We start from the raw sequence: 21,639 nt of genomic DNA, 5'->3' as shown, positions 1-21,639 counted from the left end.
GCAGGCCGGAGCCCTCGGGTGGCGGCCATCGGTGAACGAGAGAGACACACGTGAGCAAGCGAGCCTTTAACTTCTGCGCCGGCCCGGCCGCGCTTCCCATCGCGGTGCTCGAGCGCGCCCAGGCCGAATTTCTCGACTGGCAGGGCAAAGGCCTGTCGGTGATGGAGATGAGCCATCGCAGCGACGAGTACGTAGCCATCGCTGCCAAGGCCGAGCAGGATCTGCGCGATCTACTGGGTATCCCGTCGAATTACAAGGTGCTGTTCCTACAGGGCGGCGCTAGCCAGCAGTTCGCCGAGATTCCGCTGAACCTGTTGCCCGAGGGTGGCGTCGCCGACTACGTCGACACCGGCATCTGGTCGCGCAAGTCCATGGAGGAGGCGCGCCGCTTCGGCACCGTCAACGTCGCCGCCAGCGCCAAGGTCTACGACTACTTCGCCCTTCCGGGGCAGAACGAGTGGCGGTTGTCGAAGGACGCCGCCTACCTGCACTACGCCAGCAACGAGACCATCGGCGGCTTGCAATTCGACTGGGTGCCGGAGACCGGCGAAGTGCCGCTGGTGGTGGACATGTCCTCGGACATCCTATCTCGGCCGATTGATGTGTCGCGGTTCGGCCTGATCTACGCTGGCGCGCAGAAGAACATCGGTCCCAGCGGCCTGGTGGTGGTGATTGTGCGCGAAGACCTGCTCGGCCGCGCGCGCAGCCTCTGCCCGACTATGCTCGACTACAAGGTCGCCGCCGACAACGGCTCCATGTACAACACCCCGGCGACCTTCTCCTGGTACCTGTCCGGGCTGGTCTTCGAATGGTTGAAGGAGCAGGGCGGCGTCGAGGCCATGGCGCAGCGCAACCGTGCCAAGAAGGATCTGCTTTATGGTTTCATCGATGGCAGCGAGTTCTACACCAACCCGATCGCCATCGAAGCCCGTTCCTGGATGAACGTGCCGTTCCGCCTGGCCGACGAGAAGCTGGACAAGCACTTCCTCGCCGGTGCCGAGGAGCGCGGCTTGCTCAACCTCAAGGGGCATCGCTCGGTCGGCGGCATGCGTGCCTCGATCTACAATGCGGTCGGCCTGGACGCAGTGGAAGCTCTGGTGACCTACATGGCCGAATTCGAGAAGGAGCACGGTTGATGAGCAGCCAGGATCAGCTCAAGGCTCTGCGCGTACGCATCGACAGCCTCGATGAGAAGCTCCTTGAGCTGATCAGCGAGCGTGCGCGCTGCGCCGAAGAAGTGGCGCGGGTGAAGATGTCCTCGCTCAAGCCCGGCGAGTCGCCGGTGTTCTATCGGCCCGAGCGTGAGGCCTGGGTGCTCAAGCACATCATGGAAATCAACAAGGGGCCGCTGGGCAACGAGGAGGTCGCCCGGTTGTTCCGCGAGATCATGTCCTCCTGTCTGGCCCTGGAATACCCGCTCAAGGTCGCCTACCTCGGTCCGGAAGGCACCTTCACCCAGGCCGCCGCGCTCAAGCACTTCGGCCATGCGGTGATCAGCCTGCCCATGGCGGCGATCGACGAGGTGTTCCGCGAGGTCGTTGCCGGCGCGGTCAACTTCGGTGTGGTGCCGGTGGAGAATTCCACCGAGGGGGCGGTCAACCACACCCTGGACAGCTTTCTCGAGCACAACCTGGTGATCTGCGGCGAGGTGGAGCTGCGTATCCACCACCATCTGCTGGTCGGCGAAAACACCAGGACCGACAAGATTTCGCGCATCTATTCCCATGCCCAGTCGCTGGCGCAATGCCGCAAGTGGCTGGATGCGCACTACCCGAGCGTCGAGCGAGTGGCGCTGTCGAGCAACGCCGACGCGGCTCGCCGGGTGAAGAGCGAATGGAACAGCGCGGCCATTGCCGGCGACATGGCGGCCCAGCTCTACGGCCTGACCAAGCTTGCCGAAAAGATCGAGGATCGCCCGGACAATTCCACGCGCTTTCTGATCATCGGCAACCAGGAAGTGCCGCCGATCGGTGACGACAAGACCTCGATCATCGTCTCGATGAACAACAAGCCCGGAGCACTGCATGCGCTCCTGATGCCCTTCTACGAGAACGGTATCGACCTGACCCGCATCGAGACCCGTCCTTCGCGCTGCGGCAAATGGACCTACGTGTTCTTCATCGACTTCGTCGGTCACTGTCACGACCCGCTGGTCAAGAGCGTGCTGGAGCGGCTCAGCCAGGAGGTCGTGGCACTCAAGGTGCTCGGTTCCTATCCCAAGGCAGTACTGTGATTGTGGCCGCCGCGCGCGCCCCCAGGAGCCGGCCATCGGCGTACCGCTGTCCGGCCGGCCACGCAGTTCGCGGCTTCACGCTCGAGGCTTGATTCATGACCTGTGATTTCCTCGCCCTGGCCGTGCCGGGCGTGCAAAAGCTGTCTCCCTACGTGCCGGGCAAGCCGGTGGACGAACTGGCGCGCGAGCTGGATCTTGATCCGGCCGGCATCGTCAAGCTGGCCAGCAACGAGAACCCGCTCGGTCCGAGCCCCAGGGTGCTGCAGGCGCTCCGCGGCGAACTGGCGGAACTGACCCGCTATCCCGACGGCAGCGGCTACCTGCTCAAGGCTAGGCTGGCCGAGCGTTGCGGCGTGGCGACCGCGCAGATCACCTTGGGCAACGGTTCCAACGACATCCTCGATCTGGTCGCCCGTGCCTGGCTGGCGCCCGGATTCAACGCGGTGTTCAGCGAGCACGCCTTCGCCGTCTACCCGATCTCCACCCAGGCGGTGGGCGCCGAAGGGCGGGCGGTGCCGGCGAAGGGCTACGGTCATGACCTGGAGGCGATGCTGGCCGCCATCGACACCGATACCCGCGTGGTGTTCCTCGCCAATCCCAACAACCCGACTGGCACCTGGTTTGGTCCGGATGCCCTGGAGCGCTTCCTCGCCCGGGTGCCGGCGCAGGTGCTGGTGGTTCTCGACGAGGCCTACATCGAGTACGCGTCGGGCGACGATCTGCCCGACGGGCTCCGCTATCTGGCCCGTTATCCGAACCTGCTGGTTTCGCGCACCTTCTCCAAGGCCTATGGCCTGGCCGCCCTGCGCGTCGGTTACGCCGTATCCGCGCCCGAGGTGGCAGCCGTGCTGAACCGCGTGCGCCAGCCGTTCAACGTCAACAGCCTGGCCCTGGCCGCCGCCTGCGCCGCGCTGGAGGATACCGAGTACTTGGCCGAAGGCCGGCACATCAACGATGCGGGCATGGTCCAACTGGAGGCAGGACTGAGCGGGCTCGGCCTATCCTGGATTCCCAGCAAGGGCAACTTTATCGCCGTCGATTTCGGCCGCGATGCCGCGCCGATTAACACGGCATTGCTGCGCGAAGGGGTCATAGTGCGTCCGGTGGCCGGTTATGGCATGCCGACCTTCCTGCGGGTATCCATCGGTCTGCCGGAAGAGAACGCCCGCTTCCTGGCGGCACTGCGGAAGGTTCTCGCCAGTGTCTGAGCATGCATTCCCGACTGCTGCCGCGACGCAGCGGAAAGAGCCCGGAATCGGCCGCCTGGTCGTAGTGGGGCTGGGGCTGATCGGCGGCTCCTTTGCCAAGGGGGTCCGCGAGCGTGGCCTGTGTCGCGAGGTCGTCGGCGTGGATCTGGACCCGCATACCCGCGAACTGGCGGTGACCCAGGGTGTGGTCGACCGTTGCGAGGAGGACCTAGCCGTCGCCTGCCGAGGCGCGCAGGTGATCCAGCTCGCCGTCCCCATCCTAGCCATGGAGAAGCTGCTCGGCGTACTCGCCGGGCTCGATCTGGGCGACGCCATCATCACCGATGTCGGTAGCTCCAAGGGATATGTGCTGCAGGCGGCGCGGCGGGCCTTCGCCGGCCGGCCCTTGAACTTCGTGCCGGGCCATCCGATCGCCGGCTCCGAGCGCAGCGGCGTGGCGGCGGCCAACAGCGAATTGTTCCTCCATCACAAGGTCATCCTGACACCGGTGCAGGAGAGCGAGCCCCAAGCACTGGCGCTGGTCGACAGACTCTGGCGGGGGCTGGGGGCGGTGGTCGAGCGCATGGCCGTCGAGCGCCACGACGAGGTGCTCGCCGCCACCAGCCATCTGCCGCATCTGCTGGCTTTCGGCCTCGTGGACTCGCTGGCCAAGCGCAACGAAAACCTGGAAATATTTCGCTATGCCGCCGGCGGCTTTCGCGATTTCACACGGATTGCCGGCAGCGATCCGGTGATGTGGCGCGATATCTTCCTCGCCAACGGCGAGGCGGTATTGCGCACTCTCGATGTCTTTCGCAGTGATCTCGACGCCCTGCGCGCCGCGGTCGACGCAGGGGACGGGCATCAGTTGCTAGGCGTTTTCACCCGCGCCCGTGTTGCCCGTGAGCATTTCAGCAAGATACTGGCCCGTCGGGCCTATGTGGATGCCATGCACGATAACGACCTGATTTACTTGGCCCTGCCGGGCGGTCATGCCCGTGGACATATTCGTGTTCCCGGTGACAAGTCCATTTCTCACCGTTCGATCATGCTTGGCTCGCTGGCCGAGGGCACTACCGAAGTGGAGGGCTTTCTGGAAGGTGAGGATGCTCTCGCCACCATCCAGGCGTTCCGCGACATGGGGGTGGTCATCGAAGGGCCTCACCATGGCCAGGTGACCGTCCATGGTGTCGGCCTGCATGGCTTGAAGGCACCGTCGGGGCCGCTGTACCTGGGCAACTCGGGCACCTCCATGCGCCTGCTGTCGGGCCTGCTCGCGGCCCAGCCGTTCGACACCGTGCTGACCGGCGACGCCTCGCTTTCCAAGCGGCCGATGAACCGTGTGGCCAAACCCCTGCGCGAGATGGGGGCGGAGATCGAAGCCGGGCCGGAAGGGCGTCCGCCGCTGACCATCAAAGGCGGGCGCAGGCTCACCGGCATGCATTACCAGATGCCCATGGCCAGTGCGCAGGTGAAGTCCTGCCTGCTGCTCGCCGGCCTCTATGCCGGCGGCGAAACCTCGGTCAGCGAGCCGGCGCCGACCCGCGACCACACCGAGCGCATGCTGCGCGGTTTCGGTTACCCAGTGAAGGTCGAGGGCAGCAAGGTCACCGTCGAATCCGGGCACAAACTGCAGGCGACCCAGATCGAGGTGCCGGCGGACATTTCCTCGGCGACGTTCTTCCTGGTGGCCGCGACCATCGCCGAAGACTCCGAATTGCTGCTCGAGCACGTTGGCATCAACCCGACCCGCACCGGGTCTATCGAGATCCTCAAGCTGATGGGGGCCGACATCACGCTGGAGAACCCGCGCGAGGTGGGGGGTGAGCCGGTCGCTGACATCCGCGTGCGCTCCGCGCGCCTGCAGGGCATCGAGATCCCCCTGGACCTGGTGCCGCTGGCGATCGACGAGTTCCCCGTGCTGTTCGTCGCCGCGGCCTGCGCCAAGGGACGCACCGTGCTCCGTGGCGCCGAGGAGCTGCGGGTCAAGGAGTCCGACCGTATCCAGGTGATGGCCGACGGTTTGCGGGCACTCGGCGTCAAGGCCGAGCCGACCCCGGACGGCATCACCATCGAGGGCGGCCCGATCGGCGGGGGGGAGATATACAGCCACGGAGACCACCGCATCGCCATGTCCTTCAGCATCGCCTCGCTGCGTGCCAGCGCGCCGATCCGCATCCATGACTGCGCCAACGTAGCCACCTCCTTCCCGAATTTCATCGCCCTGGCCAAGCATGTCGGCATTCGCGTGGACGAGGAGGGGGTGTCATGAGCATTCGTCCGGTCGTGATCACCATCGACGGCCCCAGCGGCTCCGGCAAGGGGACCGTGGCCGGCCTGCTCGCCAAGAGACTCGGTTGGAACCTGCTCGACTCGGGGGCCCTATACCGTCTGCTCGCCTTCGCCGCGCGCAATCATGGTGTTGATCTGACCAACGAAGAAGCACTCAAGGTGCTAGCCGCTCATCTAGACGTGCAATTCGTCACCTCCACGGATCAGCACCCGCAGCAGATCATCCTCGAGGGCGAGGACGTCACCGACGCCATCCGCAACGAGCAGGTCGGCACCGGGGCTTCCCAGGTCGCCTCGCTGCCGGCGGTGCGCGAAGCCCTCTTGCAACGCCAGCATGCTTTCCTCGAGCCGCCGGGGCTGGTGGCCGATGGCCGGGACATGGGCACCGTGGTCTTTCCGGATGCCCCGCTGAAGGTCTTTCTCACCGCGAGAGCCGAGGAACGGGCGCGCCGCCGCTACCAGCAGTTGAAGGAGAGTGGTGTCGATGCTAATCTGTCTAGTCTACTGGGCGAGATAAGCAAGCGCGACGAGCGCGACAGCCAGCGTGCCGTCGCCCCGCTCAAGGCCGCGCCGGACGCGATCCAGCTGGATTCCACGGAACTCACGATCGAGCAGGTGGTGGAGCGCATCATGAGCGAAATCGCCGCGCGAGACCTCGCCGGATGATACACGAGCGCCGCAGAGAACCAGACCTTATACTGCGGACTTTTTAAAGAAACGAACCCACATTGTCTGGAATGTGGAGATGGGCGGGTTTCCTCCCGCCTCAATCGACAGGAATCAACATGAGCGAAAGCTTTGCAGAACTTTTTGAAGAAAGCCTGAAATCCCTCGACATGCAGCCCGGTGCCATCATCACCGGCATTGTGGTCGACATCGACGGTGACTGGGTTACCGTGCATGCCGGCCTGAAGTCCGAGGGCGTCATCCCGGTCGAACAGTTCTACAACGAGCAAGGCGAGCTGACCATCAAGGTGGGTGACGAGGTTCACGTCGCGCTGGACGCAGTGGAAGACGGCTTCGGTGAAACCAAGCTGTCCCGCGAGAAAGCCAAGCGTGCCGAGTCCTGGCTGGTTCTGGAAGCTGCCTTCGCTGCCGACGAAGTCGTCAAGGGCATCATCAACGGCAAGGTCAAGGGTGGCTTCACCGTTGACATCAATGGCATCCGTGCGTTCCTGCCGGGTTCCCTGGTCGACGTCCGTCCGGTGCGCGACACCACCCACCTGGAAGGTAAAGAGCTCGAGTTCAAGGTCATCAAGCTCGACCAGAAGCGCAACAACGTGGTCGTGTCCCGCCGCAGCGTCCTGGAAGCCGAGAACAGCGCCGAGCGCGAGGCTCTGCTGGAGTCTCTGCAGGAAGGTCAGCAGGTCAAGGGCATCGTCAAGAACCTCACTGACTACGGTGCGTTCGTCGATCTGGGCGGCGTGGACGGCCTGCTGCACATCACCGACATGGCCTGGAAGCGCATCAAGCATCCGTCCGAGATCGTCAACGTCGGCGACGAGATCGACGTCAAGGTGCTCAAGTTCGATCGTGAGCGCAATCGTGTCTCCCTGGGCCTGAAGCAACTGGGCGAGGATCCGTGGGTCGCCATCAAGGCCCGCTATCCGGAAGGCACCCGCGTCATGGCCCGTGTCACCAACCTCACCGACTACGGCTGCTTCGCCGAGCTGGAAGAGGGTGTGGAAGGTCTGGTGCACGTTTCCGAGATGGACTGGACCAACAAGAACATCCACCCGTCCAAGGTCGTTCAGGTCGGTGACGAAGTGGAAGTCATGGTGCTGGACATCGACGAAGAACGTCGTCGTATCTCCCTGGGCATCAAGCAGTGCAAGTCCAATCCCTGGGAAGACTTCTCCAGCCGTTACAACAAGGGCGACCGCATCAGCGGTACCATCAAGTCGATCACCGATTTCGGCATCTTCATCGGCCTGGAAGGCGGTATCGACGGTCTGGTCCACCTGTCCGACATCTCCTGGAACGAGCAGGGCGAGGAAGCCGTGCGTCGCTTCAAGAAGGGCGATGAGCTGGAAACCGTCATCCTCTCCGTCGATCCGGAGCGCGAGCGCATTTCGCTGGGTGTCAAGCAACTGGCGGACGATCCGTTCTCCAGCTATGCCTCCCTCAACGAGAAGGGCAGTATCGTGCGCGGCACCGTGAAGGAAGTCGACGCCAAGGGCGCGATCGTCGACCTGGGCAACGACATCGAAGCTGTGCTGAAGGCGTCCGAAATCAGCCGCGATCGCGTCGAAGACGCCCGCAACGTGCTGAAGGAAGGCGACGAGGTCGAAGCCAAGATCATCAGCATTGATCGCAAGAGCCGTGTCATCAGCCTTTCGATCAAGGCCAAGGACGTGGACGACGAGAAGGACGCCATCAAGGAACTGCGCAAGCAGGAAACCGAGGCGCCTGGCCCGACAACCATCGGCGACCTGATCCGCGCTCAGATGGGCAACCAGAGCTGAGTTCGGCGGTGCGTTAAATGAAAAGGGCGACTTCGGTCGCCCTTTTTCGTTGTGGGTCGCAAGGATGGCTGGAACCTCCAGTCTGCGGAAGCGGATTTATCCGCGATGGAGCGCAAACCAGAACCGAATTCACTCCCGCCAAGGTGCTATCGACCTCCTTTCCCTGGCAAGGTCCCGAAAGGGGCTATCGTCCTCATTCCTTATCTTTCCGCGTGCTCGTCATTGCCGGGTTGTGCTCCGGGCTGTTCAAACTCTGTTCAGCATGCTAAAACCCAAGCACTATTTTGATCTAGCCGCTTGAAAACGAAGGGAAAACCATGACCAAGTCGGAGTTGATCGAGCGCATCGTCACTCAGCAGGGGCAGTTGTCCGCAAAGGATGTGGAACTGGCCATCAAGACCATGCTGGAGCAAATGTCGCAGGCTCTGGCCACCGGAGATCGCATCGAAATCCGCGGTTTCGGCAGTTTCTCGCTGCACTATCGGGCACCACGTGTCGGCCGTAATCCGAAAACCGGACAGACCGTTCGCCTCGATGGCAAGTTCGTGCCGCATTTCAAGCCCGGTAAGGAGCTACGCGATCGCGTCAATGAATGAAATGACTATTGTCATGCTCGAATGCCGGGACGGTACACTGAGCGACTTCAGAATTGGCTCGTCCGCACAGCGGATCGTCGCGTCGCTCTGATGCGACAGGTTGTCCGGATAGAGCGAACGAAAGTGTAGTCATCACGAGAGAACTGCCTCATGCGTCACTTGAAACGAATCTTGCTGGGATTGATCCTGCTGCTGGTAGCCGCCGCCACGCTGGTGTTCGTACTGGAAAACCGCCAGGTCGCGACGCTGGTGCTCTTCGGCTGGACTACGCCACAACTGCCGATGGCCGTCTTCGTTTCCGCCGCCTTGCTGTTGGGGCTGTTGGCCTCGCCGCTGCTGGGAATGCTGTTCTACGGCCGTCTGAGAATGCAACTGGCCTCCCGTCAACGCCAATTGGTGGAATGCCAGAAAGAGCTGGCTCGGTTGACGGAGCAGCCGACTGCGGACTAACCGGATATCTCCCTTTTAAAGCAGGATGAAAGGAGCCGCGAATAGGGGCTCCTGTCCTCTTGGCTGATCGCCGTGTGCTTTGTCAAGGCTTGCAATCTTCTTTTTGTGCTGCAGAATTCGCTCCCTTAATTTCATTGTGGTATCTGTCTTCGGGCTATCCGGACGCCTTTCTGAAGGTGCCGGTTTCGATGGTTCGATTTCCATTATCCGGACTCTGAAAGGCTCGCCGTTCTGGCAGCCCTGGCGAAAGATGTTCCCAGCTTGGCGTTCCGGTGCCTTGGCCGGAACAGCCTGTTCAGCAGGGTGTCGGGCATGGCAAATGGAAGTTTCGAACTGAAGGAGCGAGCAGTGCCATACCCGGAAATTCTTCACCACGGTGCTACCCAGGGAGCTACTGGCTCCTGCCATCAATTGCTGATGGATGCGCAGCACAGCCTGTTGATCGACTGCGGCCTATTCCAGAAGGCGGAAACCTCCGCCGAAGGTCGGGCCGGAGCCGACAGCCTTGCTATCGACTTTGCCCTGAGTACCGTCAAGGCATTGATAGCGACCCATGTGCACCTCGATCATGTCGGACGGATTCCCTATCTGCTGGCGGCTGGCCTCAAGGGGCCGACCCTCTGTAGCGAGCTTTCGGTCAGGCTGCTGCCCATCGTCCTGGAAGATGTCTTCAAGCTGGGCGTAAGTAGCGACCAGCGACAGGTGGAGCGTTATCTTGAACTGATCGGGCAGTGGTCGATCGCCTTGCTCTACAAGCACTGGTTCACCCTGGCGGATACCTCGATGCTGCTCTGCAGGATTCGCCTGCAGCAGGCCGGCCACATCCTCGGTTCAGCCTACGTGGAAATCGACCTGACTTACAAAGCCATCGGCCGCAAGCGCCGCATCCTTTTCTCCAGCTGGGAGCCCCTATCCGCCATTGTTGCCGGCGCCGCGGCCGATACCCTGGTCATCGAGAGCATCTACGGCGACTGTTTGCACGAAGATCGTCGCAGCCGTCGGCAACGTCTCGAAACAATGATCGAACAGGCGCTAGCCGATCGGGGCAGTGTACTGATCTTGGCCTTCAGCATCGAGCGAACGCAGGAACTGCTGTACAAACTGGAAGAGATCATTTATCGCAAGACTCGATCCCGTTCGGCAGCACGGGACGCGGAAACCCGGCCATCCAGCCAGGCCGACTGGCCGCAGCTTCCCATCATTCTCGATTCCCCCTTGCCAGCCGTTTCACCCAGGCCTATCGCGACCTGCAACCCTTCTGGGACCGGAAGGGAGGCCACCAAGCGGGCCAGATCCGGGCGGCAGCCGCTGGGCTTCGAGCAATTGATCACGGTGGAAAATCACGCCGATCACCTGCGCATGGTCGAGCATCTGGCGAGTGCCGCCTGCCCGGCCATTGTCATCGCCGGCAGCGGCATGTGCACCAGCGGGCGCATCGTCAACTACCTGAAAGCCATGCTGGGAGATCGTCGGCACAATATACTCTTCGTCGGCTACCAGGCTATGGGTACGCTTGGGCATGCTATCCAGAAATATGGGCCGCAGAGCGGTTACGTGGACCTAAACGGCGAGCGCCGCGAAATCAGGGCCAGGGTCGCCACCCTGGGTGGCTATTCGGCCCATGCCGATCGGCAGGGACTGGTGAATTTCGTCACCCGGATGCGCGAGTGGCCGGACGAGATACGCCTCGTCCATGGCGAGGCCGACGCCAAGCGTGCGCTCAATGCCGAACTGCGGCGGCGTTATATGGAAAAACAGAAGAGGGTGAGCATTATTACCCTCTGAGGATGTCGTGAGGATGGATTGGATGGGTAAAGCAAGTGCTTAAAGAGACTGTAGGAGCGAATTCATTCGCGATTGCTAAGGGGCCATACTGCTTCTGGCTCTGTCGGCGGGTCCGCCTGGTACATGGGATGTGTTGCTATTGCAGCGAGTGAAGTCCGTGGAGCGTAGCCAGGAACCTCGATGAATTGAAAAGCCCTGCAATGGTCAGGTCTGAGTCAAAGGCGGGGTGATATGGAATATGAATATTCGTACTGCGGGCGATATATGCGAAATGCGTAATGGCAAGGCGTGGTATCTCGTGCAGTGCAAGCCTCGTCAGGACGAGCGTGCCGAAGACAATCTGAAGCGCCAGGGTTATGAATACTTTCGTCCGCAATGCCTGCGGGAGCGCCTGATGCATGGCACCCTGCGGGTCCAGAGCGAATCGCTGTTCCCCGGTTATCTGTTCATCCGCCTGGCTGCCGATGCCAACTGGGCTCCGCTGCGCTCGACGCGCGGGGTGAGTCGTCTGGTCAGCTTCGGCGACATGCCGCTATCGGTTAGTGACGAGTTGGTCGCCGAGCTGCAACGACGCATCGAGTCATCGCCCGAGCCAGCTCTGAAGCCTGGCGACAGGGTACGGATCATCGCGGGAAGCTTCACGGAGTTGGATGCCATCTTTCTGGCGCTGGATGGTGAGGAGCGGGTTACGCTATTGATGAGGTTGCTCCATCGCGAGCACCGATTGAGTCTGCCTTTGGCAGACATACGCAAATACTGATGATTCCCCGCTCAGGGATTGCTGGTTCGCGAGTGGTCGGCTCGTTGGGGGAGCCCCGCATTTTTGAAAACTGGCGGTCGGATTTTGAGCGGCTATTTTTGCAGGCTGGTACGGCCGACTATTGGCAAGCTGTATGACTTGCCGTTTCGATTGAGATAAAGCCGGTGTATTCCGGCAGACGCACCGGCATCATCGGCCGGGTGCATCGGGAGAGCTTTAAGGACATGACTATTCTGGTAACAGGCAGCGCAGGCTTCATCGGGGCGAACTTTGTCCTGGACTGGCTGCACCAGCATGACGAGGTGGTTGTCAGCTTGGATAAGCTGACTTATGCCGGTAATCTGAACAATTTGAAAAGCCTGGAAGGCGATGAGCGACATTTTTTTGTCAAGGGCGATATAGGCGATTCGAAGCTGGTCGCCGAGCTTCTGGTGGAATACCAGCCGCGGGCCGTCGTCAATTTTGCGGCGGAGTCCCATGTGGATCGTTCGATTCACGGCCCGGAAGATTTCATCCAGACCAATATCGTGGGAACCTTCCGGCTACTCGAAGCCGTACGTGCCTATCATGCTCAACTGCATGACAGTGCCGCTGCTTTCCGTTTCCTGCATGTCTCGACGGACGAGGTATACGGCTCGCTGGAGCCCGCCGACCCGGCGTTCACCGAGCGGAACCGCTACGAACCGAACAGTCCCTATTCGGCCTCCAAAGCCGCTTCGGACCATCTGGTCCGAGCCTATCACCATACTTATAAGCTGCCGGTGTTGACCACCAACTGCTCGAATAATTATGGACCGTATCATTTCCCGGAAAAGCTCATCCCGCTGATCATTCACAACGCATTGTCGGGCAAGCCCCTGCCCATTTACGGCGATGGCCAGCAAGTCCGTGACTGGCTATACGTGAAAGACCATTGCAGCGCGGTTCGCCGGGTGCTGGAAGCGGGAAAACTGGGTGAAACCTATAACGTCGGAGGATGGAACGAAAAGACCAACCTCGATGTAGTGCATACCCTGTGCGATATCCTCGATCAGGAGCGGCCGCGTGGCGACGGCCGGAGCTATCGCGAGCAAATCACCTTCGTCAAGGATCGTCCCGGACACGATCGTCGCTATGCCATCGACGCGACCAAGCTCGAGCGCGATCTGGGCTGGAAACCGGCGGAAACCTTCGAAAGCGGTATACGCAAGACCGTTCGCTGGTATCTGGACAACCAGGGCTGGGTCGAAAACATCACCAGCGGTGCTTACCGCGACTGGGTGAGCAAACACTACCAATGAAAATCCTGCTACTGGGAGCCAACGGTCAAGTTGGCTGGGAACTGCAACGGGCCCTGGCGCCATTGGGGCGGCTGGAGATCTGCGATCGTCTCCGAGCCGATCTGGACAGGCCGGAAAGCCTGGCCGCGCTGGTCGGGCGAATTCAGCCGCAGGTCATCGTCAATGCCGCCGCCTATACCGCCGTGGACAAGGCCGAATCCGACGCGGCCCGCTCGCGCCGGGTGAACGCCGAATCGGTGGAAGTGCTGGCGGATGCCGCGCGAAGTTGCGATGCCTGGCTAGTGCATTACTCGACCGACTATGTGTTCGATGGCTGTAAAGCCGCGGCCTATACGGAAGACGATCCCGTGGGGCCGCTGAGCGTCTACGGGCAGACGAAGCTGGAGGGCGAACAAGCTATTCAGGCTTCCGGGTGCAAGCACCTGATCTTGAGAACCAGTTGGGTATATGCCGCGCGCGGCAGCAACTTTATCAAAACCATGCTGCGCCTGGCCGCCGAGCGCGAAGAACTGCGTGTGATCGCCGATCAGGTCGGAGCACCGACCAGCGCCGAACTGATCGCCGATGTGAGCGCTCTGATTTTGTATCGGTTAAAGCATGATCGGGTATTGGCCGAGCAGGCAACGGGTGTCTATCACCTGACTGCCGCTGGCGAAACCAGTTGGCATGGCTACGCGCGTTTCGTCGTGGCCAAGGCTGCCGCATTGGATATGTCGCTCAAGGCGGGGCCCGACGACATCCATGCGATCGGTACCGGCGATTACCCGCTGCCGGCCCGACGCCCAGCCAACTCCCGGCTCGATACCGGCAAACTCCGACGTACCTTCGATCTGCATCTTCCACAGTGGGAATGTCACGTCGAACGCATGCTGCACGAACTCCTCGCTAAACCATAGGGGCTGGCTCGCCTGTATTGCCCGGCATGGGCCGGGCACTGTTGAAGGGGCATGCGCCTCATACCCGCTCGATACTTGACAGACACAAGCTCATGAAACGTAAAGGCATCATCCTCGCCGGTGGCTCCGGTACCCGTCTGCACCCGGCCACCTTGGCCATATCCAAACAATTGTTGCCCGTCTACGACAAGCCGATGATCTACTACCCGCTGAGCACCCTGATGCTGGCTGGTATCCGCGACATCCTGATCATCTCTACCCCTCAGGACACCCCGCGTTTCACGCAACTGCTGGGGGATGGAAGCCAGTGGGGACTCAATCTCGCCTATGCTGTGCAGCCCTCCCCGGATGGCCTGGCGCAGGCGTTCCTGATCGGCGAGGAGTTCCTCGGCAAGGCTCCGTCCGCGCTCGTGTTGGGTGACAACATTTATTACGGCCACGATTTCCAGGATCTTCTGCGCAATGCCATGGACCGCGAGCAGGGTGCCAGCGTATTCGCTTACCACGTATACGATCCCGAGCGCTATGGGGTCGTGGAGTTCGATGCGCAAGGGAAAGCCGTCAGCCTGGAAGAGAAGCCGGCACAGCCCAAGTCCAACTACGCGGTCACCGGGTTGTATTTCTACGACCATCAGGTGGTCGATATCGCCAAGAGCATCAAGCCTTCCGCCCGCGGTGAACTGGAAATCACCGATCTCAATCGCATCTATCTGGAGCAGGGCACGCTCTCGGTGGAAATCATGGGCCGCGGTTACGCCTGGCTGGATACCGGCACCCATGACTCGTTGCTCGAGGCCGGCCAGTTCATCGCCACGTTGGAAAGCCGCCAGGGGCTGAAAGTCGCCTGTCCGGAAGAAATCGCCTTCCGACAGAAGTGGATCGATGCCGAGCAACTGGAAAGACTTGCCGATCCCTTGTCGAAGAATGGTTATGGCAAATACCTCAAACGCATCCTGGTGGAGACGGTTTACTGATGAACGCCACCCCGCTCGATATTTCCGGTCTGGTCCTTTTCGAACCCAAGGTGTTCGGCGATGACCGTGGCTTCTTTTTCGAAAGCTACAACCAGCGGCATTTCGAGGATGCCATCGGTCGTGCGGTGACTTTCGTCCAGGACAATCATTCACGTTCCGCGCAAGGGGTATTGCGGGGCCTGCACTATCAGTTGCCACCCCATGCCCAAGGCAAGCTGGTGCGGGTCGTACAGGGTGAAGTGTTCGATGTTGCCGTGGACATCCGCAAGTCGTCGCCTACCTTCGGGCAGTGGACCGGGGTGCTGCTATCGGCGGAAAACAAGCGGCAGTTCTGGATTCCGGAAGGCTTCGCGCATGGTTTCGTGACGCTTTCGGAGACTGCCGAGTTCCTCTACAAGACGACCGACTATTACGCCCCGGACAGCGAACGAAGCATTCTCTGGAACGATCCCGCATTGGCGATCGACTGGCGCGGCATCGAGGCTCCGCTGCTTTCCGGCAAGGACCAAAAGGCTCCGCTGCTCGCCGCTGCCGAGGTATTTCCATGAATCCTCACGCGGCGCAACCGACTTCGCTGCTGGCTTTTACACGTAGTCTGTGGGCACACCAGTTGCTGATCCGGCAAATGACCCGACGCGAAGTGATCGGCCGCTACCAGGGCTCCTTCCTGGGCCTGGGCTGGTCTTTTCTCAATCCCCTGCTGATGCTGTGCGTCTACACCTTCGTGTTCTCGGTGGTCTTCAAGGCGCGCTGGGGCGTGGCTCCGCAGGGCGGAGAGGAAAACGAGTTCATGTTCGCCATCGTGCTGTTCGTCGGCATGATCGTGCACACGCTGTTCGCGGAAATTCTCAACCGTGCGCCGGGGCTCATCGTCAGCAACGTCAACTACGTCAAGAAAGTCGTCTTTCCCCTGGAGATACTGCCCGTGGTTTCGGTCGGTGCGGCGCTGTTCCACGCCTTGGTCAGTCTCGGGGTCTGGCTGCTCGCTTATGAGTTGTTCGTCGGCACACTGCATTGGCAGATGCTGCTGTTCCCCATCGTCGTTTTGCCTTTGGTGATGCTGGCCTTGGGACTCGCCTGGTTTCTCGCTTCGCTGGGAGTATTCCTGCGCGATGTGGGGCAGACCGTGGCGATCCTCACCACGGTCATGATGTTCTTGGCCCCGGTGTTCTTCCCGGTGGACAACCTACCGGAAGAGTTTCGTCCACTGATCATGGCCAATCCGATCACCTTCATCATCGAGCAGGCGCGCGGAGTGCTGATCAAGGGGCAGTTGCCGGATTTTGTTGGCCTGTCCTGGTACTTTGCCGCCGCTTTGATAGTGATGTGGGCTGGCTTCGCCTGGTTTCAGAAGACCCGCAAAGGATTTTCCGATGTGCTCTGATGTGGCGATCAAGGTAGAAAGCCTGAGCAAATGCTTTCACATCTACGACAAGCCCCGTGACCGCCTGCTGCAGATGCTTTGCCGAGGAAGGCGACAGTTCTTTCGCGAGTTCTGGGCATTGCGGGACGTGGCATTCGACATAAAAAAGGGCGAAACGGTTGGTATTGTTGGCCGTAATGGCAGCGGCAAGTCCACGTTGCTGCAGATCATTTGCGGCACCCTGACACCCACCTCCGGCCAGGTGCGAACCGATGGGCGTGTCGCCGCCCTGCTGGAATTGGGTTCGGGATTCAATCTCGAATTCAGTGGGCGGGAGAACGTCTACATGAATGCGGCGGTGCTGGGCCTGTCTAAAGAAGAAACCGATGCCCGCTTCGCCGAAATCGAAGCCTTTGCCGAGATCGGCGACTTCATCGACCAGCCGGTCAAGACCTATTCCAGCGGGATGATGGTGCGGCTGGCCTTTGCGGTGGCGATCAACGTCGATCCGCAAATCCTTATCGTCGACGAAGCATTATCGGTGGGCGACGAACTGTTCCAGCGCAAATGTTTCGCAAGGATCGAAGCCATCAAGGCCAGTGGCGCGACCATCCTTTTCGTGTCGCATGCCGGCAGTACCGTCATCGAGCTTTGCGACCGAGCGATTCTGATGGATGGTGGCGATAAACTTGCCGAAGGATTGCCCAAGGCGATCATCGGCAAGTATCAGAAGCTCCTTTATGCGCCGGCGGACAAGGTCGAGGCGATTCGGGTTGCGATCGCTAGCGATGGTCACAAGGAGTCCCCATTCGTCGAAACTTCGACCGTGTTGCCGGAAACCCTGGAGCAGGGGCGAACCGAGCCTGAACTGGATGACTGTTTCGATCCGAATCTGCGCTCGCAAAGCGTATTGTCTTACGAGTCCCATGGGGTACTCATCGAGGCGCCGCAAATTTTCAATCTTGCCGGCGAACCAGTGAATTGCCTCAAGCGTGGCAAGACCTATCGCTATACCTACCGGGCGAATTTTGCCGTCGGCGCTACCGGGGTCCGCTTCGGCATGATGATCAAGACCCTGGCTGGGGTTGAACTCGGTGGAGCGGCTAGTGCAGCCAGCCCGCAGGATGCCATTTCCCATGTGGAGAAAGGGACAGTCATCCAGGTCGAGTTCGCATTTCAGTGCAACCTCAATCCGGGCACTTACTTTCTGAATGCTGGTGTACTAGGCACGACAGGAGAAAGCGAAACCTATCTGCATCGTTTGCTGGATGCCTGCCTGTTCCGTGTATTACCGTCGGCGGACAAGACCGCTACTGGCGTCGTGGATTTCAAATGTGTCCCAGACTTCACTATTTCGAACGAATAAAAGATCAGGTGTATGAAGCAGAAAAATATAATCGTTGTACTGGGTATGCACCGAAGTGGCACTTCCGTAATCACGCGGGGCCTTCAGGTGCTGGGCGTTCAGCTCGGTACGCGGCTACTCCCGGCAAAATCCGATAATGAAAAGGGTTTCTGGGAGGATATGGATATCAATGCGCTTAACGTAGAGTTACTAGCGGCCCTAGGCCAGAGTTGGCACACCCTGGCCCCCCTGCTGCCAGAGCACTTGAAGTCAACGGTTCTCGACACTTTCAAGCTTCGTGCCGTGCAATTGTTGAGGGAAAAGTTGTCCGGCGTTGAGACTTTTGGCCTGAAGGACCCCCGGATTGCTAGGCTGCTGCCGTTCTGGACAGATATCTTTGCCCATCTGGATATTAAAGTCAGTTACATGATCGCTTGCCGTCATCCCATGAGCGTGGCTCGTTCGCTGGCCAAGCGCGACGGTTTCGCTTTGGAAAAGGCCTACCAATTGTGGCTGGAGTATATGTTGGCGAGCCTGGTGGGAACGCAGAATCATCCCCGGCTGGTTGTCGACTACGACCTGCTCATGACAGAGCCTGCTATCCAGTTGCAACGGATAGCGCAGGCATTGAATCTTAAATTCGATGCGAAGAGTAAAGCTTTTACCGAGTTCAAGGAAAATTTTCTGGAGGAAGGTCTTCGTCATAGCCGCTTTGCTATGGACGACCTGCGTCTGGACAAGGCGGCTTCACCGCAGGTCATGGATCTTTATCTGCTGTTACAGGCGATGGCGACCGACCAGTTGGCACCCGATGCCACGGAATTGGACGTACAAGTGACAGGAGTGGCAGAGGTATTCCGGCAAACCTACCCGCTGTTGCAGTATCTCGACTGGACTGAATCGAGCATTGCCGACCGGCAGATAGTGTGGGAAAGCAAGATTGCTAGATTAAATGAAGCCCTTGCCGAGCGGGATACCCAGATCCATGGCCTGAACAGCGCGGCTGCCGAGCGGGATGCACTGATTGCCGGCTTGAACGAAGCCCTTGCCGAGCGGGATACCCAGATCCATGGCCTGAACAGCGCGGCTGCCGAGCGGGATGCACTGATTGCCGGCTTGAACGAAGCCCTTGCCGAGCGGGATACCCAGATCCATGGCCTGAACGGCGCGGCTGCCGAGCGGGATGCACTGATTGCCGGCTTGAACGAAGCCCTTGCCGAGCGGGATACCCAGATCCATGGCCTGAACGGCGCGGCTGCCGAGCGGGATGCACTGATTGCCGGCTTGAACGAAGCCCTTGCCGAGCGGGATACCCAGATCCATGGCCTGAACGGCGCGGCTGCCGAGCGGGATGCACTGATTGCCGGCTTGAACGAAGCCCTTGCCGAGCGGGATACCCAGATCCATGGCCTGAACGGCGCGGTTGCCGAGCGGGATGAACTGATTGCTGGCTTGAACGAAGCCCTTGCCGAGCGGGATACCCAGATCCATGGCCTGAACGGCGCGGTTGCCGAGCGGGATGAACTGATTGCTGGCTTGAACGAAGCCCTTGCCGAGCGGGATACCCAGATCCATGGCCTGAACGGCGCGGTTGCCGAGCGGGATGAACTGATTGCCGGCTTGAATGAAGCCTTTGCCGAGCGGGATACCCAGATCCATGGCCTGAACGGTGCGGTTGCCGAGCGGGATACCCAGATCCATGGCCTGAACGGTGCGGTTGCCGAGCGGGATGAACTGATTGCCGGCTTGAACGAAGCCCTTGCCGAGCGGGATACCCAGATCCATGGCCTGAACGGCGCGGTTGCCGAGCGGGATGAGCATATAGCTGGGCTGAATCAGGCTGTAGCAGAGCGAGACCTGCAGATTTCGATCCGGCAGGCCGCGATAGATGCCCTGCATAATTCGAACAGTTGGCGTCTGTGCGCGCCGTTGCGTTGGGTGAAAGCCCAAGTGTCGCGCATGCTGGGAATAGTGACACTCGTTCCCAGAGCCATCCGGCATGGCGGAGGTGTCAGGCTTACCCTGTGCAAGGCGATCAACCTGTACCGCCGGGAAGGTGTGGCGGGGCTACGCCGGGGGGTCCGCATTGTTCGTTCAGGCGGGCAGTCGCTCCAACCGTTGCTGGCCTTGGACGGTCCCGTCGGAACGACGGTCACGGTCGATCGTAACGATTATGCGGAATGGGTTCGCCGTTACGATACTTTGGATGACAAGGTTCGGGCACGCATCTGTGGGGAGATGGAGCAGTGGCACCGCAAGCCGCTGATTTCGGTCGTTATGCCAGTCTACAATCCGCCACTCGATCTGCTTCGGCAGGCGGTGGACAGTATCAGACGGCAACTGTATCCCGAGTGGGAGCTTTGTATCGCCGACGATGCGTCGAGCGATCCGCAGGTCTGCGATTATTTGCGGGTTCTGGAAAAAACCGATGATCGCATCAAAGTGGTTTACCGCGAGGAAAATGGCCATATTTCCCGTGCCACGAACTCCGCTTTGGATATTGCCACCGGCGAATACGTTGCACTGATGGATAACGACGATTTGTTGCCCGAACATGCGTTGTATTGGGTAGCCCGCGCAGTTCTGGAAAATCCCGATGCAGCACTGATCTACTCCGACGAAGACAAGATCGACATCGAGGGACGCCGCAGTGCACCCTACTTCAAGCCGGATTGGAACCAGTATCTGTTCCGTTCGCACAATATGATCAGTCATCTGGGAGTATATCGACGCGACCTCATTGACGAGGTCGGCCGGTTCAGGGTCGGGTTCGAAGGATCGCAGGATTATGATTTGGCCCTGCGCTGTACCGAAAGGCTCGATGCCTCGCAGATCATCCATATTCCCAAGGTGCTCTACCACTGGCGGGTACATTCCGGAAGCACTGCGATGGCCGGTGACGAAAAACCCTATGCCGCGCTGGCTGGCCTCAGGGCACTGGACGAACATCTACAGCGCATGGGCATAGCCGGAAAGACCGAATTGTTACCCATCAACATGTACCGAACCCATTACGATTTGCCGGCCAAATGTCCGCTCGTCAGCCTGATCATCCCCACCCGTAATGCCTATGGGTTGGTCAAGCAGTGCATCGACAGCATCCGGACACTGACGACCTACCCGGCTTACGAGATCATTCTGATCGACAACGGCTCCGACGATCCACAGGCGCTGGAGTATTTTGCTGAGATAGCGAGTCAGCCCAATATCCGGGTGATTCGCGACGACGGCCCCTTCAATTATTCGGCCCTCAACAATGCGGCCGTTCGCCAAGCACGCGGCGAACTGATCGGGCTGATCAACAACGATATCGAAGTGATTACGCCGGAGTGGCTTGACGAAATGGTTTCCATCGCTCTGCAGCCAAACGTAGGAGCTGTGGGCGCCCGGCTATGGTATCCAGATGACCGTCTTCAGCATGGTGGGGTCATCGTCGGGGTTCTTGGCGTAGCGGGACATGCCCACAAGTTTCTGGGCAAGGGAGATCATGGTTACTTCGGTCGGGCAGTGTTGACACAGGAGCTTTCGGCTGTGACCGCAGCCTGTCTGATAATCCGCAAGACGATCTTCGAACAGGTCCAGGGATTGGATGAGGTCAACCTGAAAGTGGCTTTCAACGACGTGGATCTCTGTCTGCGTGTGCAGGAGGCCGGCTATGTCAACGTCTGGACGCCTTATGCCGAGTTGTACCACCACGAGTCGGCCACCCGAGGTTTCGAAGACACCCCGGAGAAACAGAAGCGTTTCATACAGGAAGTGCAGTACATGCAGTCGCGCTGGCCCGATCTTCGAAACGATTATGCCTATAACCCGAACCTTACGCTTGAATACGACGATTTCAGCCTGGCGTGGCCCCCCAGAGAAAAGAAGCCTACTAGATCGCTAAACGTGCAGATCTCTGGCTAAAACAATCGTTTTTTGCCACGGCTTGTACAGCCTACGGTTTCCGGCCCTTGGCCACCATTTGATGACAGGCCCTGGCCTTGCTGTTTTGAAGTCAGGTTCAGAAGCGT

At 60.1% G+C, this 21,639-nt stretch carries 17 protein-coding genes; all 17 read left to right on the top strand.

Features of this window, described 5'->3' with window-relative positions; all coding sequences use genetic code 11:
* Positions 1-50 precede the first annotated feature (50 nt).
* The 17 genes from serC (at position 51) to ACGI6K_RS14805 (ending at position 21,532) form a co-directional block, all read left to right on the top strand.
* Complete coding sequence (serC, locus tag ACGI6K_RS14885) at positions 51-1,136, top strand: 3-phosphoserine/phosphohydroxythreonine transaminase (protein ID WP_376948127.1); 1,086 nt, start codon at positions 51-53, stop codon at positions 1,134-1,136.
* A complete protein-coding gene (pheA, locus tag ACGI6K_RS14880; protein WP_376948128.1) occupies positions 1,136-2,233 on the top strand; it encodes a prephenate dehydratase in 1,098 nt (365 codons plus the stop codon). Before serC ends, pheA begins: the two co-directional genes overlap by 1 nt.
* A gap of 95 nt (positions 2,234-2,328) precedes the next feature.
* Positions 2,329-3,441: a histidinol-phosphate transaminase gene (gene hisC / locus ACGI6K_RS14875; protein ID WP_376948129.1), complete on the top strand. Its 1,113-nt coding sequence runs from the start codon at positions 2,329-2,331 to the stop codon at positions 3,439-3,441.
* Positions 3,434-5,692 (top strand): bifunctional prephenate dehydrogenase/3-phosphoshikimate 1-carboxyvinyltransferase, encoded by a 2,259-nt coding sequence (locus ACGI6K_RS14870; protein ID WP_376948130.1) that lies wholly within the window; start codon positions 3,434-3,436, stop codon positions 5,690-5,692. The genes hisC and ACGI6K_RS14870 overlap by 8 nt, the downstream gene beginning before the upstream one ends.
* A complete protein-coding gene (gene cmk / locus ACGI6K_RS14865; RefSeq protein ID WP_376948131.1) occupies positions 5,689-6,378 on the top strand; it encodes a (d)CMP kinase in 690 nt (229 codons plus the stop codon). Before ACGI6K_RS14870 ends, cmk begins: the two co-directional genes overlap by 4 nt.
* Positions 6,379-6,497: 119 nt before the next feature.
* Positions 6,498-8,177, top strand: coding sequence for a 30S ribosomal protein S1 (rpsA, locus tag ACGI6K_RS14860; protein ID WP_376948132.1), 1,680 nt, complete (start codon positions 6,498-6,500; stop codon positions 8,175-8,177).
* A 317-nt stretch (positions 8,178-8,494) separates the two neighbouring features.
* Positions 8,495-8,773 carry an integration host factor subunit beta gene (gene ihfB / locus ACGI6K_RS14855; protein ID WP_012700218.1) on the top strand — a complete coding sequence of 93 codons (279 nt, stop codon included), beginning with the start codon at positions 8,495-8,497 and terminating at the stop codon, positions 8,771-8,773.
* Between the two features lie 150 nt (positions 8,774-8,923).
* Complete coding sequence (locus ACGI6K_RS14850; RefSeq protein WP_012700219.1) at positions 8,924-9,223, top strand: lipopolysaccharide assembly protein LapA domain-containing protein; 300 nt, start codon at positions 8,924-8,926, stop codon at positions 9,221-9,223.
* Positions 9,224-9,571: 348 nt separating this feature from the next.
* A complete protein-coding gene (locus ACGI6K_RS14845; protein WP_376948133.1) occupies positions 9,572-11,008 on the top strand; it encodes an MBL fold metallo-hydrolase RNA specificity domain-containing protein in 1,437 nt (478 codons plus the stop codon).
* A 238-nt stretch (positions 11,009-11,246) separates the two neighbouring features.
* Positions 11,247-11,768, top strand: coding sequence for a transcription/translation regulatory transformer protein RfaH (gene rfaH / locus ACGI6K_RS14840; RefSeq protein ID WP_376948134.1), 522 nt, complete (start codon positions 11,247-11,249; stop codon positions 11,766-11,768).
* Positions 11,769-11,992: 224 nt separating this feature from the next.
* A complete protein-coding gene (gene rfbB, locus ACGI6K_RS14835; protein WP_376948135.1) occupies positions 11,993-13,048 on the top strand; it encodes a dTDP-glucose 4,6-dehydratase in 1,056 nt (351 codons plus the stop codon).
* Positions 13,045-13,944, top strand: coding sequence for a dTDP-4-dehydrorhamnose reductase (gene rfbD / locus ACGI6K_RS14830; RefSeq protein ID WP_376948136.1), 900 nt, complete (start codon positions 13,045-13,047; stop codon positions 13,942-13,944). The genes rfbB and rfbD overlap by 4 nt, the downstream gene beginning before the upstream one ends.
* 92 nt (positions 13,945-14,036) lie before the next feature.
* On the top strand, positions 14,037-14,918 hold the full coding sequence (rfbA, locus tag ACGI6K_RS14825; RefSeq protein ID WP_376948137.1) for a glucose-1-phosphate thymidylyltransferase RfbA: 882 nt from the start codon (positions 14,037-14,039) through the stop codon (positions 14,916-14,918).
* The gene (rfbC, locus tag ACGI6K_RS14820) at positions 14,918-15,466 is read left to right on the top strand and encodes a dTDP-4-dehydrorhamnose 3,5-epimerase (RefSeq protein ID WP_376948138.1); all 549 of its coding nucleotides are present in this window, start codon (positions 14,918-14,920) and stop codon (positions 15,464-15,466) included. Before rfbA ends, rfbC begins: the two co-directional genes overlap by 1 nt.
* The gene (locus ACGI6K_RS14815; RefSeq protein WP_376948139.1) at positions 15,463-16,302 is read left to right on the top strand and encodes an ABC transporter permease; all 840 of its coding nucleotides are present in this window, start codon (positions 15,463-15,465) and stop codon (positions 16,300-16,302) included. Before rfbC ends, ACGI6K_RS14815 begins: the two co-directional genes overlap by 4 nt.
* Positions 16,292-17,647: an ABC transporter ATP-binding protein gene (locus ACGI6K_RS14810; protein ID WP_376948140.1), complete on the top strand. Its 1,356-nt coding sequence runs from the start codon at positions 16,292-16,294 to the stop codon at positions 17,645-17,647. Before ACGI6K_RS14815 ends, ACGI6K_RS14810 begins: the two co-directional genes overlap by 11 nt.
* A 12-nt stretch (positions 17,648-17,659) precedes the next feature.
* A complete protein-coding gene (locus tag ACGI6K_RS14805) occupies positions 17,660-21,532 on the top strand; it encodes a glycosyltransferase (protein ID WP_394542957.1) in 3,873 nt (1,290 codons plus the stop codon).
* The last annotated feature ends 107 nt before the right edge of the window (positions 21,533-21,639 follow it).

It is taken from the genome of Azorhizophilus paspali, from assembly GCF_043587585.2.
GTDB lineage: Bacteria > Pseudomonadota > Gammaproteobacteria > Pseudomonadales > Pseudomonadaceae > Azotobacter > Azotobacter paspali.
This window is presented reverse-complemented; position numbering and strand designations above follow the sequence as displayed.

Coding starts and splice junctions, on each gene's coding strand:
- pheA (WP_376948128.1), top strand. CDS start 1,136: ATGAGCAGCCAGGATCAGCTCAAGGCTCTGCGCGTACGCATCGACAGC.
- hisC (WP_376948129.1), top strand. CDS start 2,329: ATGACCTGTGATTTCCTCGCCCTGGCCGTGCCGGGCGTGCAAAAGCTG.
- cmk (WP_376948131.1), top strand. CDS start 5,689: ATGAGCATTCGTCCGGTCGTGATCACCATCGACGGCCCCAGCGGCTCC.
- rpsA (WP_376948132.1), top strand. CDS start 6,498: ATGAGCGAAAGCTTTGCAGAACTTTTTGAAGAAAGCCTGAAATCCCTC.
- ihfB (WP_012700218.1), top strand. CDS start 8,495: ATGACCAAGTCGGAGTTGATCGAGCGCATCGTCACTCAGCAGGGGCAG.
- ACGI6K_RS14850 (WP_012700219.1), top strand. CDS start 8,924: ATGCGTCACTTGAAACGAATCTTGCTGGGATTGATCCTGCTGCTGGTA.
- rfaH (WP_376948134.1), top strand. CDS start 11,247: ATGAATATTCGTACTGCGGGCGATATATGCGAAATGCGTAATGGCAAG.
- rfbB (WP_376948135.1), top strand. CDS start 11,993: ATGACTATTCTGGTAACAGGCAGCGCAGGCTTCATCGGGGCGAACTTT.
- rfbD (WP_376948136.1), top strand. CDS start 13,045: ATGAAAATCCTGCTACTGGGAGCCAACGGTCAAGTTGGCTGGGAACTG.
- rfbA (WP_376948137.1), top strand. CDS start 14,037: ATGAAACGTAAAGGCATCATCCTCGCCGGTGGCTCCGGTACCCGTCTG.
- rfbC (WP_376948138.1), top strand. CDS start 14,918: ATGAACGCCACCCCGCTCGATATTTCCGGTCTGGTCCTTTTCGAACCC.
- ACGI6K_RS14815 (WP_376948139.1), top strand. CDS start 15,463: ATGAATCCTCACGCGGCGCAACCGACTTCGCTGCTGGCTTTTACACGT.
- ACGI6K_RS14810 (WP_376948140.1), top strand. CDS start 16,292: ATGTGCTCTGATGTGGCGATCAAGGTAGAAAGCCTGAGCAAATGCTTT.
- ACGI6K_RS14805 (WP_394542957.1), top strand. CDS start 17,660: ATGAAGCAGAAAAATATAATCGTTGTACTGGGTATGCACCGAAGTGGC.